The following is a 16,569-nucleotide window of genomic DNA, read 5'->3' as shown; positions in this document are numbered from 1 at the left end:
GTGTTAAAACATCAAATTAATTATCTGAATCAAAATCTATTTCTTCTTTTTTACGTTTGTTTTTTTTCTCGCCACGAGCTTTGTTTTCCCTTCTTTCAAGTTCATCTTCAGCAGAAGTGCCATCATCTTCTTCTTTGTCTTTATGAAAATCCAAACGATAGGAAGCTCCCAAGGCGACTCCAAATACAGATGGTGTGTCTTTGGTGTTAAAGGTGGCAGCTGCATCAACCTGTAAATTTCTGGTCCATAAATAGGCACCACCAAAACGAATTAAGTTATCTGCATAAAAATCACTGCTTATGTTTTCAGATTCTGCAAAAACAGCTAATTGGTCGGTTACAGATTTGGTTAAGGTAAGTATAAATGAAAAATCTGATTGGTCTGTGCCAATACGATCTTTAATAAAATTCATGACAAATACCCAACCACCAGAAAAATTGTTTTGGGTTGAAACCATGATTTTAGGGCTAAACCCTTCAACTCCTGAAGCAGTAAATGGGTTGTCGGCTGTGTCATAATTGGCTCCTACATAAACAGCAACAGCGGGAATTAAATATTTCCATTTAAAGCTATGGTTGGCTTTCCAGCTGTATAAGTTTGGTTTTTCTTCTTCAGAATTTTTAAAAGGGTCGTACACTAAATATTTGGCACCCAAAGTCAGATTTTTAAAATTACTGAAACTGTCTTCGTTGGGAACTGTATTGGTATAACTTCTTTTGGTTGATTGAAACGTGCCTTCCAGGTTCAATTCCAATTGTGGCCACAACAATCCGTATCTTACAGCAAAATCTGCTCCAAAACTTTTGTCCTCTCTATCCAATAATTGGTGTTTTTCGTTTAGCATATATGGTCCAGCCTCAAATTGAACAACGTTTGTACCAACCGAAAAAGCACTTTGTGAAACACCAGGTCTGTTTGAGTTAATCACTTCGGTATATTGCGAATATCCATTTAAAGTGAAGGCAAAAACCATTAAAAATACATAAGTTTTTAAAGATGTCATATCTTATAGATTTTGTTGATTTGGAATCATAAATCCATAACGCACTGTTGGTTAGTTTGTTACGGAATTTGCAAGCCACACAGCTTGGGTTTGGTTTAGTTTGAATCAAATATATAGATTTTATATTTTTTTTAAGTATTTATTTCGGTTTTTAAAATGTGAGATTTGTATTTTTGTGTAAAATTATATTTATGCTACAGTATGCATCTATAACAGGCGTTTTAAGGGTTATTTTAATTATTCTATTAATTTATTATGGCATAAAAATACTTTCTAGACTGTTTGCGCCTTTGTTGATTAAATATGTTACCAAAAAAGCTGAAGAGCGTTTTGGTGGTCAGTTTGGGCAATACCAGCAACCTAAAAAAGAGCGACCTAAAGAAGGTGAAGTGACTATAGATAAAGCACCTCAACGCACAACTTCAAATAAAAACGTAGGAGAATATGTAGATTACGAAGAAATTGATTAATTTTCGCTTTCATAGTTTAACCATATTTCATGCCTATTTCAATTAAAAAATGTTTTCCTCACATCCTTATTTTATTAGGGTTTGTAATTATTTCTTTAGCTTATTTCAGTCCTGTACTTCAAGGAAAATCTATTTTTCAAAGCGACATTGTCCATTATATTGGTATGTCCAAACAGCAAAAAGACTTTAAACAAGCAACTGGAGAGGAAACGTATTGGACCAACAGTGCTTTTGGTGGCATGCCAACTTACCAATTAGGTGCCCAATATCCCAATAATTATATTAAAAAACTTGACCTCGCCTTGAGGTTTTTGCCAAGACCAGCCGATTATCTTTTTCTTTATTTTATTGGTTTTTATATTTTATTATTGGTTTTAAAAGTAGATTTAAAACTAGCTGCACTTGGCGCACTAGCTTTTGGGTTTTCCACCTACCTTATTATTATTCTTGGTGTTGGCCATAACAGTAAAGCACATGCCATTGCTTATATGCCGTTGGTATTAAGTGGTATTTTATTGACTTTTAGGAAACATTATATCATTGGCTTTTTGCTTACTACACTGGCTTTGGCACTGGAACTGGTAGCCAATCATCCACAAATGACCTATTATTTAATGTTGTTGGTGCTTGTGTTAGGGATAGCCTATATTATAGATGCTTATAAAAAACAGGAATTACCTCACTATTTTAAATCTGTTGGAATTTTGGTGTTTGCAGTGGTTTTAGCTGTTGGTTTGAATGCTACAGGGTTTTTGGCAACACAGGAATATGCCAAGGAAAGTACTAGGGGTCAGAGTGAGTTAACCATTAATCCAGATGGTTCCCCAAAAGAAGTGACTTCTGGATTGGATAGAGATTATATTACAGAATATAGTTATGGTATTTTGGAAACTTTTAACCTTTTTATTCCAAGGTTTATGGGAGGAGGGAGCCATGAAGATGTGGGTAAAGATTCTGAGTCCTATCAATTCTTTTTAAAACAAGGAGTGCCTCCTTTGGAAGCCAGGGAATATGCCAAACAAACACCAACATATTGGGGAGATCAAACCATAGTGGAAGCTCCAGCTTATATTGGAGCTGTGGTGATTTTCCTTTTTGTTTTTGCCCTTTTTTTGGTAAAAGGCCGTTTAAAATGGTGGCTGGTTGGTGGCAGTTTGATGTCCTTGATATTGTCTTATGGAGACAGTCAGCCTTTTAAATTTATAACAGACTTTTTTATAGATTATGTGCCACTTTACAATAAATTTAGAGCAGTAAGTTCCATTCAAGTTATTTTGGAGTTGTGTATTCCAGTTTTGGCCATCTTTGGACTAGTAAGGTTATTCAATGATTTTAATAAAGACGAAGAAAAGTTAAAAGCTTTAAAATTTACAATAATTATAACGGCTGGTTTGGCTGTGGTATTCCTGTTGTTTAAATCCTCCCTTTTCAATTTTGTAGGAGGAAGTGATGGTTATTATCGTCAGAATTTCGGTCAACAATTCATGGATGCACTAATTGCTGACAGGAAAACCTTTTTTACGGAAGACACCTTAAGAACCCTTGTTTTGGTGTTGCTTTCTGCTGGAACCATTTATTTGTTTTTGAAAAAGAAACTTTCAGAAACAAAAGTAATCATGGCTTTTGCTGTGTTGATAGTAATTGATTTGGTAGGCGTGGACAGACGCTATGTAAACAACGATGATTTTGTGCCATCCATTAAAATGAATAAGCCTTATCAAGCTACAGAGGTTGATAAAGCCATTATGCAAGACCCAGAACATTTTAGGGTTTACGATTTAGTTTCCAGAGCTCCAGCCAAAGCTTCCTATTTTTACAACTCTTTAACGGGTTATCATGCAGCCAAATTAAAACGTTATAATGAATTGTACGATTTTTATATTTCCAAAAACAATATCAATGTGTTAAACATGTTGAACACCAAATATATTATTGCTGAAGATGAAGAAGGAAATCCATTTCCCTATACCAATCCGGATGCCAATGGCAATGCTTGGTTTGTGGAAAACATTAAACTGGTAAATTCAGCAAACGAAGAAATTTTGGCCCTGGACAGCTTGGATACTAAAAAAGAAGCGGTAATGATGGCCGAAAATGGTTATGCCTCTTTTTTGAAAGACGACATCATGATTGATACCACAGCAACCATTACTGTGGAAGTATATGAGCCCAATTATATTAAATACAAATCCAAAAGTGCCGTAGATGGCTTTGCAGTGTTTTCCGAAATATATTATAAAGAAGGTTGGAATGCCTATGTAGATGGTCAATTAACACCATATTCGCGTGTAAATTATGTGTTGAGAGGGATGAACGTTCCGGCAGGAGAACACGTAATAGAATTCAAATTTGAACCAGAAGTTGTAAAAACCGGTAGCCGAATTGCTTTGGCTAGTTCCATAATTTTTGTTCTGTTGCTTATAGGTGGCTTATTTTATAATTTTAAAAACACAGATTGATTTTTAATCCTTAGTTGGCTTTTCAATAAACATGACTAAAACCAAGGTTCTTATCATCGCTTACTATTGGCCACCTGCTGGTGGTCCTGGCGTACAACGTTGGCTAAAGTTTGTTAAATACTTGCCTGAGTTTGGCATTGAACCCATTGTGTATGTGCCATCAAACCCTAGTTATCCAATAATTGATGAAACACTTTTATCTGAAGTTTCAGAAGGGATTACTGTTTTAAAGCAGCCTATAAAGGAGCCATATAAATTTGCAGGGTTTTTGTCCAAAAGCAAAACTAAAACCATCAGCAAAGGGATTATTCCCAAAGAAAAAAGACAATCACCTATAGAGAAGCTCATGCTTTTTATAAGAGGGAACTTTTTTATTCCAGATGCCAGAAAAAAATGGGTAAGACCTTCGGTTCAATATTTGGATACATATATAGACGATTATCACATACAAACAGTTATTACCTCTGGACCTCCACATAGTTTGCACCTTATTGGCATGGAACTACAGAAAAGAGCAGGAGTAAAGTGGATTGCAGATTTTAGGGACCCTTGGACAACCATTGGTTACCACAAGCAATTAAAACTGACCAAGTTTGCTAAACAAAAGCACAAAGCCTTAGAGAAGAAAGTGCTGCAATCTGCCAATCAGATTATTGTAACCAGTAGTGTTACCAAAAAGGAATTTGAACAGGTTACCAGCAAGCCTATTGCTGTTATCACCAACGGCTACGATACACATACTGTTTCCAACCCATCTTTGGATACATTTTTTAGTTTGGCTCATATAGGTTCGTTGTTGGCTAAACGAAATCCAAAGGTTTTATGGCAAGTTTTAAAAGAACTTGTTGATGAAAACAAGGATTTTGCCAAAGACCTACAATTGCATTTTGTTGGTTCTGTTAGTGAAGATGTGCTTGCATCCATAGATTCTTTTGGTTTAAGTAATTATGTATATAATCATAGCTATGTTACACATAATAAGGCAATTGAGTTTCAAAAAAAATCTCAAATATTATTGTTGATTGAAGTGGATTCTGAAGAAACCAAATGCATTATTCCAGGAAAATTGTTTGAGTACATGATATCAAACAGACCAATTTTAGCCTTGGGTCCCGAAGCATCGGATATTGAAACCCTGATTAAGGAAACCAATACAGGAGTATATTTTAATTATCACGACCATGAAGCCCTTAAAAAAACACTTATAAAGTATTATGGAGCGTTTCAAGAAGGTACACTGCAAGCACATGCCATTGGCTTGCAAAAATATAGTAGAAAAAACCTAACGGAATCTTTATCTAAATTGATTTTATGGGAGTAGTTGTCAACCAATCCATTAAAAACACAATTGTTACTTACCTTGGTTTTGGTATTGGCGCCATTAATGTCTTGTTTTTATATACTTCCTTTTTAAGCGATGAATATTTTGGGTTGGTAAGTTATTTGCTTTCCACAGCCAACATTATGATGCCTTTAATGGCTTTTGGAGTGCACAATACCATTGTAAAGTTTTATTCTTCTTTTAAAACCAAACAATCACAAAACAGCTTTTTAACCCTTATGTTGTTTTTGCCTTTGCTTGTTATTATTCCTTTTGGTCTTATTGGACATTTTGCATTTTCTTATATTAGTAGTTGGTTGGCTGCAGATAATAAAATTGTGGTAGACTATGTCTGGCTTATTTATATTGCGGCCATTACTTTTGCCTATTTTGAAGTGTTTTATGCCTGGTCCAAGGTGCAAATGCAAACGGTTTTTGGCAATTTCATGAAAGAAGTATTTCATAGACTATGTACAACCTTATTGCTTTTAATGCTTCATGCTGGTTACCTTAGTGTAAATCAGTTTATTTACAGTGTGGTGGGCGTTTATGCATTACGAATGCTTATCATGAAACTGTATGCTTTTAGTCTAAGATTGCCTAAATTAAAATTTGAAAGGATTCCCAATGTTTCAAGAATTTTAAAATATACGACCTTAATTATTGTGGCAGGCTCTGTGGCCAATGTGATATTGGAAATTGATAAATTCATGATCAATCGCTACGAAGCCATTGAAAATGTGGCTTACTATGGTGTTGCCATTTACATTGCTACAGTTATTGGTGTACCTTATCGCTCAATGTATCAAATTGTAAACCCTTTAACAGCCAAACTTTTAAACGAGAAAAACAAAATAGATCTAAAAATTCTTTATCAGAAAAGTTCTTTGACCTTATTTATCATCAGTGGATTTATTTTTTTAATGATTATTTTGAACATCAATGAGCTTTACAAACTCATCAATGAGAGTTATGTTGATGGTTTGATCGTTGTTTTTATTATTGGTTTAACAAAGTTGTCAGACAGTTTATTGGGAAACAACAACGCCATACTTTTTAATAGCGATTATTATAGAATGGTCTTGGTTTTGGGTGTTTTTCTGGCTGTTTTAACCATAGTTTTAAACATGGTTTTTATTCCTTTATATGGTATTAATGGAGCTGCATTTGCAACTTTTATTGCTATTTTAATCTATAACATCTCAAAAATCCTTTTTGTGTATTATAAATTTAAGATATTGCCTTTTTCGGCAAATACCATTAAGGTTGTTTTACTTCTTTTAGTTTGTTTGGGTGTCTTTTATTTTTGGGATTTTAAGTTTCATCCCGTTTTAAACATAGCTCTTAAAAGCTTGCTCATATCCATGTTTTACGGCTTTGTGGTTTATGCATTGCATTTGTCTGATGACATTTCCATACTGTTGAATAAAATTTTCAGAAAAAACAAGCATACTTCTTAAAAAAAGGAAAATCCCACAACGTTGCTTTGAGGCAAACGGGTTGCAGGACTTTCCAAACTAACCAACCAAAAACTAATTATCTTTTGCTTCTTGTATTTGAAGCGACTTGTCTGTTTTTTTGTGCTTTATTATATGTACGATTGTTTGACGACTTTGGTTTTCTTTCAATCTTATTATTTTTTACCACAGGTCTTGTTTTTAAATTTCTGCTTTGTGTTCTAGGTTTGGTAACAACTTGATTGTTGGTCCTAGGCTTTACAATTTGAGCATCCTTACGTGTTTTTATTGGTTTGGAAGCTTGTCTAGGTTTTGTAGCCACTTGATTCCTTGGTCTAGGTGTACTAGTTATGGAATTTTCTCTAGGACTAACGGTATTTTGTCTTCTAGGTTTTATACCTGTCTGTGTGTTTGCTTTTGGAGACTGAGCCCCAAGATCACGTCTAGGTATGCTATTTGCATGATTTGGTCTTGTGGCCAACTCACTTCTTCTGGTAATGTTTTGGCCTCTTCTGCTTGCTACAGCAGTTGTACGTCTGTAATTATTGACATAAGGCTTATAATAGGTGTATCTTACAGGGTTGTAATATTTTCTGTATGGTCTGTGGTAAACCACACAATGGTTATAAGCTGGAACTCTGTAATAATTGTGCCAAGGTCTATAAACATAATATGGGTTAAATACATTGATGTAGCCTGTGTAATGCGAAAATTTTCTATAAGAATTGTAGTGAATGTAAAGGCCTCCAATTCTAGATACATACCCAAAACCATTATATGTTATAAATACATTGCCAATTTGACTTACACGACCATAAAAATCATAATAAATAGGAACGTGTTCCACTTGGATGATGGCTCCAAATTCATCGTATTGTAAAAATGGATTGTAATCATATCCAGAATTGAAACTGATGCTTATACCTGGTGCATATACATTGACTTTTGGACCGTAAGATGGCATGTAAAAATCAAATTGACCATCAGGAAACACCGAAAATTCAATGCCATTTTCAACAAATATGAAAGAATTACCATAACCTCTCAAAGTTGTTGTATTATCTATTTGGTTTGGTTTGTTGGTATTAGTTGCGCTAACAGTCAGTCCTCCTAGAACCAAAGCTGTTATTAAAAACATAAATTTTTTCATAATTGTTAGATTTAATTTGAAACGTGTCAAGTATAATACAAACAACATGCCAAAAAATGTTAACAAATCCATCTATCTTTATAAAACTCTAGAAAACAACATGTTGTTAGTTGTATTTTATTATTCAAGTTCAAAACACCTTGCATTGAGACCACTCAAAATATTATGTTTAAATTAGTGCTCTTTATATTTGAAACTGGAAAAATTAAAACATGCTATAACCGTTACAATCAATTTTGCATTTTTTCTTATGGATTCCAGTATCAAAAATGACGAATGTAACACAGTACCATGGATAGATGGATCCAGATAAACACGTTGGACAAAAGATGCTAAACTTTTGCTTTTTGAAAGAAATTAAAATGTCGTAAAATAGAGATAATGAAACCCTTAAAATATTTGATATTGTGTGCTTTAATTCTGCTTATATGCACTTGTTCAGGAACCAAAAACCTTGGGCCAGAAGACGGTTTCTCGTTTTCAAAAGAAGAGCGAGCCCTTATCATGCAAGCAGATAGTTCAGTTCCTATGCGAGTATTTAAAATTGACTCCAAACAAGACTCCCTTCTTTTAAGAACAAAAAGTTCTCCAGTTCATGCAAACCCCAAGGATCCTGTTTTACAAAATTTTGTAAATAGATTATATAGAACTGTTAGGGACAGCGTGTCTTTAGGGGTTGGAATTGCAGCACCACAAGTGGGAATTTTAAAGAATATTATTTGGGTTCAAAGGTTTGATAAAGAGGAATTTCCGTTTGAAGTGTATTTAAATCCTAAAATCATCTTATATTCTGAACAAAAACAAACATTCACCGAAGGTTGTTTGTCCATTCCTAATAGAACTGAAACCTTAAACAGTAGAGCTTACTCCATTGAAATAACCTATGATAGCATGGAGAACAAAAAGCATACTGAAACGGTTGAAGGTTTTACAGCAGTAATTTTTCAGCATGAAATAGATCATTTAAACGGGATTTTATACTTGGACCATTTGGAAAAGAAATAAAAGATTCCAATTAGAAATTTGTTTTTAAAATAACACTTTTCATACTTTTATAATAAACATTAAGAATCCATGTCAGCTAACCAAACCACATGCAAAAATTGTGAAAACCCATTTGACAACGATTTTTCTTATTGTCCACATTGTGGACAAAAGCAAAACCACGAGTTAACTCTAGGTGTGTTGTTTTATAACACCATAAGCAATTACTTTTCTTTCGATGCTCGTTTTTTTAAAAGTTTCATTCCCTTAATGCTCAAACCTGGTTTTTTGGCTAGAAAGTTTGTGGAAGGTAAAAGGTTACTGTATTTGCATCCAGCACAAATGTATTTGTTTATAGCTATTGTATTTTTCTTTTTATTTTCCTTTAATGCCAATGAACAAGCTAGGAAAATAGATAAAGGTCTTTCAGAAGTTTTTGAGGAAAATACAAACAAAAAGGACTTAACAGATGAAGAAGTCCAAGCAAAAATAACCAGGGATTCGTTGGATAGGGAGAAAGCTCGTGCCACACTTCAAAAAATGTCCATTTATTCTGGTATGACAGAACAACAAATAGATTCTTTGGTTAATGGTGAAGATTTCAGCAACCAAAAAAACAATATCAGTCTTGGTTCTGCAGAAACAGATTCTTTGATAAAAATCAATGCACCAGATAAAGAAATATTAAAATCCATGGGAATGCAAGAAACGGATAGTGCTTTTAAAAAGCGTTTGTACGCACAATGGCTCAAGTTTCTGAAGTCCAAACAAGGAGGAAGCATCCTTCAAACTTTTTATGATACGGTTCCCATTGCCATGTTTTTTGTATTGCCTCTGTTTGCTTTGCTGTTAAAACTATTTTACAGAAAAAGTGGTCGTTATGCGCACCAATTGGTGTTTAGCTTTTACTTTTTTGCCTTTATATTTACGGTTTTTAGCATTCTTGTTGGTATTAACTTGATAAAAGATATTCCAGATTGGATAGACACCATTTTGGTATTTTCAATATTTATTTATTTCATCATGGCCTTAAAACGATTTTATCAGCAAAGTTGGATTAAAAGTTTTTTTAAAGGAAGCATGATAACAATGATGTTTTTCCCTATACTATTTTTAGTAGCCATAGCTGTGGTCTTTTTTGCTTTTATGTTTTATTAGAGTTTTTCTTTTAAATACTTGCCAGTAATAGATTCATTGTTAGCCACAATTTCTTCAGGTGTTCCCGAAGCCACCAAATAACCTCCATTTTCGCCACCTTCAGGTCCTAGGTCGATAATGTGGTCTGCACATTTTATCAATTCCAGATTATGTTCTACCACTAAGATGGAATGCCCTTTATCAATCAAGGCATTAAAAGATTTTAAGAGTTTTTGTATATCGTGAAAGTGTAATCCGGTTGTAGGTTCATCAAAAATAAACAAGGCATTGTCACTTTTGGATCCTTTGCCTAAAAACGATGCCAATTTAATACGTTGTGCTTCACCACCAGAAAGGGTAGAAGAGCTTTGCCCCAAAGTTACGTAGCCCAAACCAACGTCTTGTAAAGGTTGCAGTTTGGTGTGTATTTTTGTTTGCTCATGTTTTTCAAAAAAGGCAATGGCATCATCAATGGTCAAGTTTAAGACATCGTCTATGGATTTGTCTTTAAATGTAACTTCCAACACTTCCTTTTTAAAACGTTTGCCGTTGCAAGTTTCACAAGTTAAATGTACATCTGCCATAAACTGCATCTCTATGGTTACTTCACCTTCGCCTTTACAGGTTTCACAACGTCCACCATCTACATTGAATGAAAAATGCTTGGCTTGAAAATTTCTAATTTTGCTTAATTTTTGATTGGCAAAAAGTGCTCTAATATCGTCGTAGGCCTTGATATAAGTCACAGGATTTGATCTTGACGAACGACCAATGGGATTTTGGTCTACAAATTCAATCTGTTTGATATTGCTGAAATTTCCAGTCAATTCTGAAAACTGTCCAAGTTTATCACCAAAATCGGTAAGTTTTTTTTGTAATGCAGGATATACTATTTTTTTAACCAAAGTACTTTTGCCACTTCCTGATACACCAGTAATAACGGTTAACATGCCAAGAGGAATGGTAACATCAATGTTTTTTAAGTTGTTTTCCCTAGCACCCAAAATATCCACATGATATTTGGAGGTCCTACGTTTTTCAGGAACTTCGATTTCTAGTTTGCCATTTAAATATTGGGCTGTTAAAGAATTGGATGCCAAAATATCTTGATAGGTTCCAGCTGCAACAACTTCACCACCAAAGGTTCCTGCTTCTGGACCAATATCAATAATTTCATCGGCTTCCTTCATAATGTCTTCATCGTGTTCCACAACAATTACTGTGTTCCCAAGATTTCTAAGCGATTTTAAAACGCCAATCAATCTTTCGGTGTCTTTAGGATGCAAGCCAATACTTGGTTCGTCAAGAATATACATGGAGCCAACCAAACTGCTACCAAGCGATGTGGCTAAGTTTATACGCTGGCTCTCACCACCAGAAAGGCTGTTTGATTTTCGGTTTAATGTAAGATAATTTAAACCAACATTTTCTAAAAACAACAAACGGTTATTGATTTCTTTAAGCAAGCGTTCAGCTATTTTTAAATCGTAATCGTTTAATTCCAGTTTGTTAAAGAAATCCGTTAATTTGTTAAGAGGCAAATCTACCAAATCGGTAATGGTAGCTCCACCAATTTTTATGTATTCCACCTCTGGTCTTAAACGTTTTCCCTTACATGTCTTGCATTTGGTTTTTCCTCTGTAGCGAGACAACATGACACGGTTTTGTATTTTATAGGCCTTGGCTTCAAGTTCAGCAAAAAAGCTGTTTAGACCTTCAAAATAGCTGTTGCCATCCCAAATAAGCTGTTTTTGTTCTTCAGTTAGCTGAAAATAAGGTTTGTGTATCGGAAAATCGAACTTATGCGAATTGTTCACCAATTGGTCTCGATACCAACTCATGCTTTCGCCACGCCAAGGAAATATGGCATTTTCATAAACAGATAAGGCTGTGTTGGGAACAACTAAATCCTCATCAATCCCGATAATGTCTCCATAACCTTCGCATTTGGGACAGGCACCATATGGATTGTTAAAACTGAACAAATGTACGTTTGGTTCCAAAAAATCCAAACCATCCAATTCAAACTTATTACTAAAAAAATGTTGTTTGTTGTCTTTTAAAGATTCCACATAACATTCGCCTTTTCCTTCAAAAAAGGCTGTTTGTATGGCATCTGCCAATCGGTTGTAAAAATCTTCTTCGGTTTTTGTAATAATCCTGTCCACTACTAAAAAAACAGTGTCTTGCTTGGAGATGGTATCGACTTCTTCAATTCTTACAACCTCATTTCCAATTTTTATTCTGGCATAGCCTTGTTGCTGTAATACTTTAATCTTGTCTTCCATGGTTCGTCCTTTTTCAAGATGAATAGGAGCAAGGAGAAGTAGTTTTTCGCGTTCGTTGTAGGTTTTAATAAAATTTAAAACATCGGAAACCGTATCTTTTTTAACTTCCCTTCCGGATTTTGGCGAATAGGTTTTGCCAATTCGTGCGAAAAGTAATTTTAAATAATCGTAGATTTCGGTGGAAGTTCCAACGGTAGAACGTGGATTGGTGGAATTTACTTTTTGTTCTATGGCAATGGCTGGCGCTATACCTTTTATATAATCCACTTTAGGCTTATTGAGCCTTCCTAAAAACTGTCGTGCATAACTGGATAAGCTTTCCACATATCTGCGTTGTCCTTCAGCGTAAAGCGTATCGAAAGCCAAACTGGATTTTCCAGAACCGGATAAACCAGTTATAACCACCAATTTGTTTCTGGGGATTATTACATCTACATGTTTTAAATTGTGCAGACTGGCACCTTTAATAATGATGTTTTCTTTTGGATTTACTTGGGAAATATCGGTTGTCATAAATAGTTATAGCAATAATTTTGCAAAGATACTATAAGTAAATCAGCCTAAAAAATTGTTCCTTATCGAATATTTTTTTAGAAATAATAAAATTTTATTTGCAAAATACAAATGATTGTTGTTATATTTGGGACTTACTAAACTTATAATCACACGTCTAGCCTATAGCATAATATTACTTTTAAAATAGTTTAAACCCCAGACATAAAGGGCTTCTTTATGTTTAAAGTAATGATTATGCAAAACGAACTTATCACTGATGCTACTTTGGTTAGTAACTACATCCAAGGAGAGGAACCTGCTCTAGAGGTTTTAATTAATAGGCACAAGCAACGTATTTACAGCTTTATTTATTCCAAAGTTTATGATAAAGATGTGGCCGAAGATATTTTTCAGGACACCTTTATTAAAGTTATAAGAACCTTAAAAAAAGGGAAATATAACGAAGAAGGTAAATTTTTGCCTTGGGTTATGCGCATTGCCCATAATTTGGTGATAGACCATTTTAGAAAAAACACACGTATGCCCAAATTTAGCAATACTGGAGATTTTAATATTTTTTCTGTGTTGAGCGACAGCACCTTGGATGCCGAACGAAGTATTATAAAAGATCAAGTGGAATCTGATATTAGAAAAGTCATTGAGGAGTTGCCAGAAGACCAAAAGGAGGTTTTGATGATGCGTATGTACAAAGATATGAGCTTTAAGGAAATTTCCGATAAAACAGGTGTAAGTATCAATACTGCCTTAGGGAGAATGCGTTACGCGTTAATTAACATGAGAAAAATAATAGATAAACATAATATAATTTTAACCAATTAAACAATAAAAATAAATTTGCTGCGTTAGGATTGTAAATAAACCCATAAAACATATTTAATGGCAAAACTTTACTCTCAAAAAAATCCCCAAAAGCAAATTGATTTGAACCCAAAAGAGGAAACCATACAGTTTCTTCTTAATTATTCGAAGGCTTTAAGTGTTATAAATTGTAATAAGATGAAGTTTGAAGCACTTCTCAACTAAACTTTGAAAAAGTCCTAATTAGTCGTTAGGACTTTTTTGTTTTTAATATGTTCATAAAATAGTATGGATTTTATAATATCAGGATTCAAAACAAAGTTAGTTAGCCACATACTGTGGGTGTGCTTTTAAAACACTTTTTCTTCCTATGGTTCTGGTAATGATGTCCTTGTTTAAATCCCAACCTCTTGCCGGAGAATACTCTCGTCCATACCAAATTATTTGGAGATGTAAATCGTTCCATAGTTCTTTGGGAAACAAGCGCTTGGCATCTTTTTCTGTTTGAACCACATTTTTACCATTTGTAAATCCCCAACGATACATTAATCTATGTATATGTGTATCTACCGGAAAGGCTGGGATACCAAATGCTTGCGATAAAACAACAGCAGCTGTTTTATGTCCAACAGCAGGTAATTCTTCAAGCTCCTTATAAGTTTTAGGAACTTTCCCATCATGTTTTTCAATAAGTATTTTAGAAAGTCCATGTATGCCTTTGCTTTTCATGGGAGATAAACCTACAGGTTTTATAATTTCTCTAATCTCTTCTACGGTTAATTTTACCATATCATAGGGATTATCGGCTTTTTCAAATAATAAGGGAGTAATTTGATTGACACGTACATCTGTGCTTTGTGCAGATAACAGTACAGCTATGAGTAAGGTGTAAGGGTCTTTATGGTTTAAAGGCACAGGAATGGTTGGATATAACTCGTTTAACTTATTTATAACATAATCTACCTTTTCTTGCTTGGTCATAAGTTGTATTTTTACAAAAATTGAAATCTAAACAAAGATACTATGACAAATTTAAAACCTGGAGATAAAGCACCAAATTTTACTGCCAAAGACCAAGATGGCAACAGCATTTCATTGAATGATTACAAAGGAAAAAAATTAGTCTTGTTTTTTTACCCTAAAGCTAGCACACCTGGCTGTACAGCAGAAGCATGTAATTTAAGCGATAATTATGCTAAATTTCAAAAAGCAGGATACGACATTTTGGGTGTAAGTGCCGATAGCGAAAAAAGACAAAGCAATTTTAAAAATAAATATAACTTTCCTTATCCCTTATTGGCAGATGAAGATAAAAAAGTGATAGAGGCTTACGGAGTTTGGGGTCCAAAAAAGTTTATGGGTAAGGAATACGACGGGATCCATAGAACCACTTTTGTTATTGATGAAGAAGGTATAATTGACGATGTTATTTTAAAAGTAAAGACCAAAACACATTCTGATCAAATATTAAAATAAAAAAAAGCGACCGTTACAGGTCGCTTTTTTTTTATGATTTATGTTGTGGTTATTCATTTCTAAAAACTTCTTCGGCCTCGTAACCAAACAAGCTTTTTTCTTTTATTAATTTAGAGACCCCTTCAGGAAGCATGCTTTCCCAACCATCTTCGCTATCAGAAATCATTTTAAGTACTTTTCTTGAAAATACTGTCAGGTTACTTTCGTCGTAGTCTGTAATGTCTACCACTTTTCCATTGTATTTAAAGAACTTGTACAATTCTTTCATTCTAGGGTGTACTTTTAGGTTTTCACTATTGGTAATGGAACCATCATCGTTTAACATAGGATATAAGTACACGCGCAAATCTTTAAAGAATAATTTACCAAAGGCCTCTAGAATGCCACCACTTAGATGACGATAGTATTTTTCATCAAAAATATCAACCAGGTTGTTAACTCCCATGGCAAGTCCCATTCTGCTCTTGGTATACTGAGAGAAATATTCCACCAGTTTATAATATTCTTGGAAATTTGAGATTAAAACGGTTTGCCCTAAAGAACAAAGCAATTTGGCTCTGTCCATAAAATCCTGTTCATCTATTTCGCCTTCAGCACGTAGGTTGGATAAAGTAATTTCAAAAACCACTTGGGTTTTTTCAACATCCACTTTATTCTCTTTAATAAACATGTCGTAAGATCTTTGAAACATGTCCATATTTACCTTTGTTACAGGTCTAAAACTACCACGTAGTGCTAAAATATTTTTTTTGTACAACACTCTGGCAGGAAGTACATTATTGCCATCTGGAGCAAACATTACGGCATCTGTCATTCCGTTTTTCACCAACTGTAAGCTCATCAATCGGTTGTCCACTTCTTCAAAAACGGGTCCTGAAAAGTTAATGGTATCAATTTCCAGTTGGTCTTTATCCAAATGATCGTATAAATAACGCAACAGTTTTTTAGGTTCGTTATATTTATAATAAGCGCCATAAATTAAATTGGTCCCCAAAACCCCTAAGGTTTCCTGTTGCAATCGCGCATCGTTTTCTTTAAAACGAAGGTGTAAGGTTATTTCGTTATAGTCTTGGTTTGGTTCAATTTGGTATCTAATCCCTACCCATCCGTGACCTTTGTATTTTTTTGCAAAATCTATTGTGGTAACCGTATTGGCATAAGAAAAGAACAGCTTATTGGGATGTTTGTCTCTGGTTAACCTTTCTTCAATAAGATTTATTTCATGATCCAACATTTTATGTAAACGTGCTTCGGTTACATAACGTCCATCGTCTTCCATACCATAAATGGCATCACTAAAATCTTTATCGTAAGCAGACATAGCTTTCGCGATGGTTCCAGAGGCACCACCAGCTCTAAAAAACTGTCTTACAGTTTCTTGTCCTGCACCAATTTCGGCAAAGGTTCCGTAAATGTGCTCGTTGAGATTTATACGAAGGGCTTTTGTTTTTATCGAAGGTATTTCTTCAAACTCTTTATCGCCTTTTAAGCTAATTTCCATTGTAAATTT

13 protein-coding genes are annotated in these 16,569 nt (G+C 34.3%); 8 read left to right on the top strand and 5 right to left on the bottom strand.

Features of this window, described 5'->3' with window-relative positions:
* Window positions 1–16 precede the first annotated feature (16 nt).
* Window positions 17–1,003, bottom strand: coding sequence for a transporter (locus D778_RS12195; RefSeq protein WP_007651164.1), 987 nt, complete (start codon window positions 1,001–1,003; stop codon window positions 17–19).
* Window positions 1,004–1,194: 191 nt separating this feature from the next.
* Here D778_RS12195 and D778_RS12190 point away from each other — a divergent pair, with 191 nt between their 5' ends.
* From D778_RS12190 to D778_RS12175, 4 genes are read left to right on the top strand one after another with little or no spacing between them, the layout of a single operon-like run.
* Entirely contained in the window at window positions 1,195–1,473 is a 279-nt protein-coding gene (locus tag D778_RS12190; protein ID WP_007651162.1) for a DUF4834 family protein, read from the top strand.
* Between the two features lie 29 nt (window positions 1,474–1,502).
* Window positions 1,503–3,932, top strand: a complete 2,430-nt coding sequence (locus D778_RS12185; RefSeq protein ID WP_007651160.1) for a YfhO family protein — start codon at window positions 1,503–1,505, stop codon at window positions 3,930–3,932.
* A 31-nt stretch (window positions 3,933–3,963) separates the two neighbouring features.
* Window positions 3,964–5,253 (top strand): glycosyltransferase family 4 protein, encoded by a 1,290-nt coding sequence (locus D778_RS12180; RefSeq protein WP_007651158.1) that lies wholly within the window; start codon window positions 3,964–3,966, stop codon window positions 5,251–5,253.
* Window positions 5,244–6,713: a lipopolysaccharide biosynthesis protein gene (locus tag D778_RS12175; RefSeq protein ID WP_007651156.1), complete on the top strand. Its 1,470-nt coding sequence runs from the start codon at window positions 5,244–5,246 to the stop codon at window positions 6,711–6,713. The genes D778_RS12180 and D778_RS12175 overlap by 10 nt, the downstream gene beginning before the upstream one ends.
* Window positions 6,714–6,789: 76 nt before the next feature.
* On the opposite strand, the gene D778_RS14255 is transcribed toward D778_RS12175, so the two are convergent.
* Window positions 6,790–7,860: a hypothetical protein gene (locus D778_RS14255; protein WP_155949955.1), complete on the bottom strand. Its 1,071-nt coding sequence runs from the start codon at window positions 7,858–7,860 to the stop codon at window positions 6,790–6,792.
* A 381-nt stretch (window positions 7,861–8,241) separates the two neighbouring features.
* Between D778_RS14255 and def the strand changes: the two genes are divergently transcribed.
* The gene (gene def, locus D778_RS12165; RefSeq protein ID WP_007651153.1) at window positions 8,242–8,865 is read left to right on the top strand and encodes a peptide deformylase; all 624 of its coding nucleotides are present in this window, start codon (window positions 8,242–8,244) and stop codon (window positions 8,863–8,865) included.
* Between the two features lie 69 nt (window positions 8,866–8,934).
* Complete coding sequence (locus D778_RS12160) at window positions 8,935–10,002, top strand: DUF3667 domain-containing protein (RefSeq protein ID WP_007651151.1); 1,068 nt, start codon at window positions 8,935–8,937, stop codon at window positions 10,000–10,002.
* On the opposite strand, the gene uvrA is transcribed toward D778_RS12160, so the two are convergent.
* The gene (gene uvrA, locus D778_RS12155) at window positions 9,999–12,782 is read right to left on the bottom strand and encodes an excinuclease ABC subunit UvrA (protein WP_007651149.1); all 2,784 of its coding nucleotides are present in this window, start codon (window positions 12,780–12,782) and stop codon (window positions 9,999–10,001) included. The two genes, D778_RS12160 and uvrA, sit on opposite strands and share 4 nt — an antisense overlap.
* Before the next feature lie 237 nt (window positions 12,783–13,019).
* Here uvrA and D778_RS12150 point away from each other — a divergent pair, with 237 nt between their 5' ends.
* Entirely contained in the window at window positions 13,020–13,604 is a 585-nt protein-coding gene (locus D778_RS12150; protein ID WP_007651147.1) for an RNA polymerase sigma factor, read from the top strand.
* Window positions 13,605–13,904: 300 nt separating this feature from the next.
* Here the strand turns inward: D778_RS12150 and D778_RS12145 are convergent, their stop codons facing one another.
* Window positions 13,905–14,564, bottom strand: a complete 660-nt coding sequence (locus tag D778_RS12145; protein ID WP_007651144.1) for an endonuclease III domain-containing protein — start codon at window positions 14,562–14,564, stop codon at window positions 13,905–13,907.
* 42 nt (window positions 14,565–14,606) lie between these two features.
* Between D778_RS12145 and bcp the strand changes: the two genes are divergently transcribed.
* Window positions 14,607–15,059 carry a thioredoxin-dependent thiol peroxidase gene (gene bcp / locus D778_RS12140; RefSeq protein WP_007651142.1) on the top strand — a complete coding sequence of 151 codons (453 nt, stop codon included), beginning with the start codon at window positions 14,607–14,609 and terminating at the stop codon, window positions 15,057–15,059.
* A gap of 49 nt (window positions 15,060–15,108) precedes the next feature.
* Here the strand turns inward: bcp and D778_RS12135 are convergent, their stop codons facing one another.
* Complete coding sequence (locus tag D778_RS12135) at window positions 15,109–16,560, bottom strand: hypothetical protein (protein WP_007651140.1); 1,452 nt, start codon at window positions 16,558–16,560, stop codon at window positions 15,109–15,111.
* Window positions 16,561–16,569: the final 9 nt, after the last annotated feature.

This window comes from Xanthomarina gelatinilytica (assembly GCF_000348685.1).
In the GTDB taxonomy this organism is placed as follows: Bacteria; Bacteroidota; Bacteroidia; order Flavobacteriales; family Flavobacteriaceae; genus Xanthomarina; species Xanthomarina gelatinilytica.
The sequence above is the reverse complement of the archived record's forward strand: the minus strand, read 5'-3'. Positions and strand labels throughout refer to the sequence as shown.

Coding starts and splice junctions, on each gene's coding strand:
- uvrA (WP_007651149.1), bottom strand. CDS start 12,782: ATGACAACCGATATTTCCCAAGTAAATCCAAAAGAAAACATCATTATT.
- D778_RS12190 (WP_007651162.1), top strand. CDS start 1,195: ATGCTACAGTATGCATCTATAACAGGCGTTTTAAGGGTTATTTTAATT.
- D778_RS12185 (WP_007651160.1), top strand. CDS start 1,503: ATGCCTATTTCAATTAAAAAATGTTTTCCTCACATCCTTATTTTATTA.
- D778_RS12135 (WP_007651140.1), bottom strand. CDS start 16,560: ATGGAAATTAGCTTAAAAGGCGATAAAGAGTTTGAAGAAATACCTTCG.
- D778_RS12160 (WP_007651151.1), top strand. CDS start 8,935: ATGTCAGCTAACCAAACCACATGCAAAAATTGTGAAAACCCATTTGAC.
- def (WP_007651153.1), top strand. CDS start 8,242: ATGAAACCCTTAAAATATTTGATATTGTGTGCTTTAATTCTGCTTATA.
- bcp (WP_007651142.1), top strand. CDS start 14,607: ATGACAAATTTAAAACCTGGAGATAAAGCACCAAATTTTACTGCCAAA.
- D778_RS12180 (WP_007651158.1), top strand. CDS start 3,964: ATGACTAAAACCAAGGTTCTTATCATCGCTTACTATTGGCCACCTGCT.
- D778_RS12145 (WP_007651144.1), bottom strand. CDS start 14,564: ATGACCAAGCAAGAAAAGGTAGATTATGTTATAAATAAGTTAAACGAG.
- D778_RS12195 (WP_007651164.1), bottom strand. CDS start 1,003: ATGACATCTTTAAAAACTTATGTATTTTTAATGGTTTTTGCCTTCACT.
- D778_RS12175 (WP_007651156.1), top strand. CDS start 5,244: ATGGGAGTAGTTGTCAACCAATCCATTAAAAACACAATTGTTACTTAC.
- D778_RS12150 (WP_007651147.1), top strand. CDS start 13,020: ATGCAAAACGAACTTATCACTGATGCTACTTTGGTTAGTAACTACATC.
- D778_RS14255 (WP_155949955.1), bottom strand. CDS start 7,860: ATGAAAAAATTTATGTTTTTAATAACAGCTTTGGTTCTAGGAGGACTG.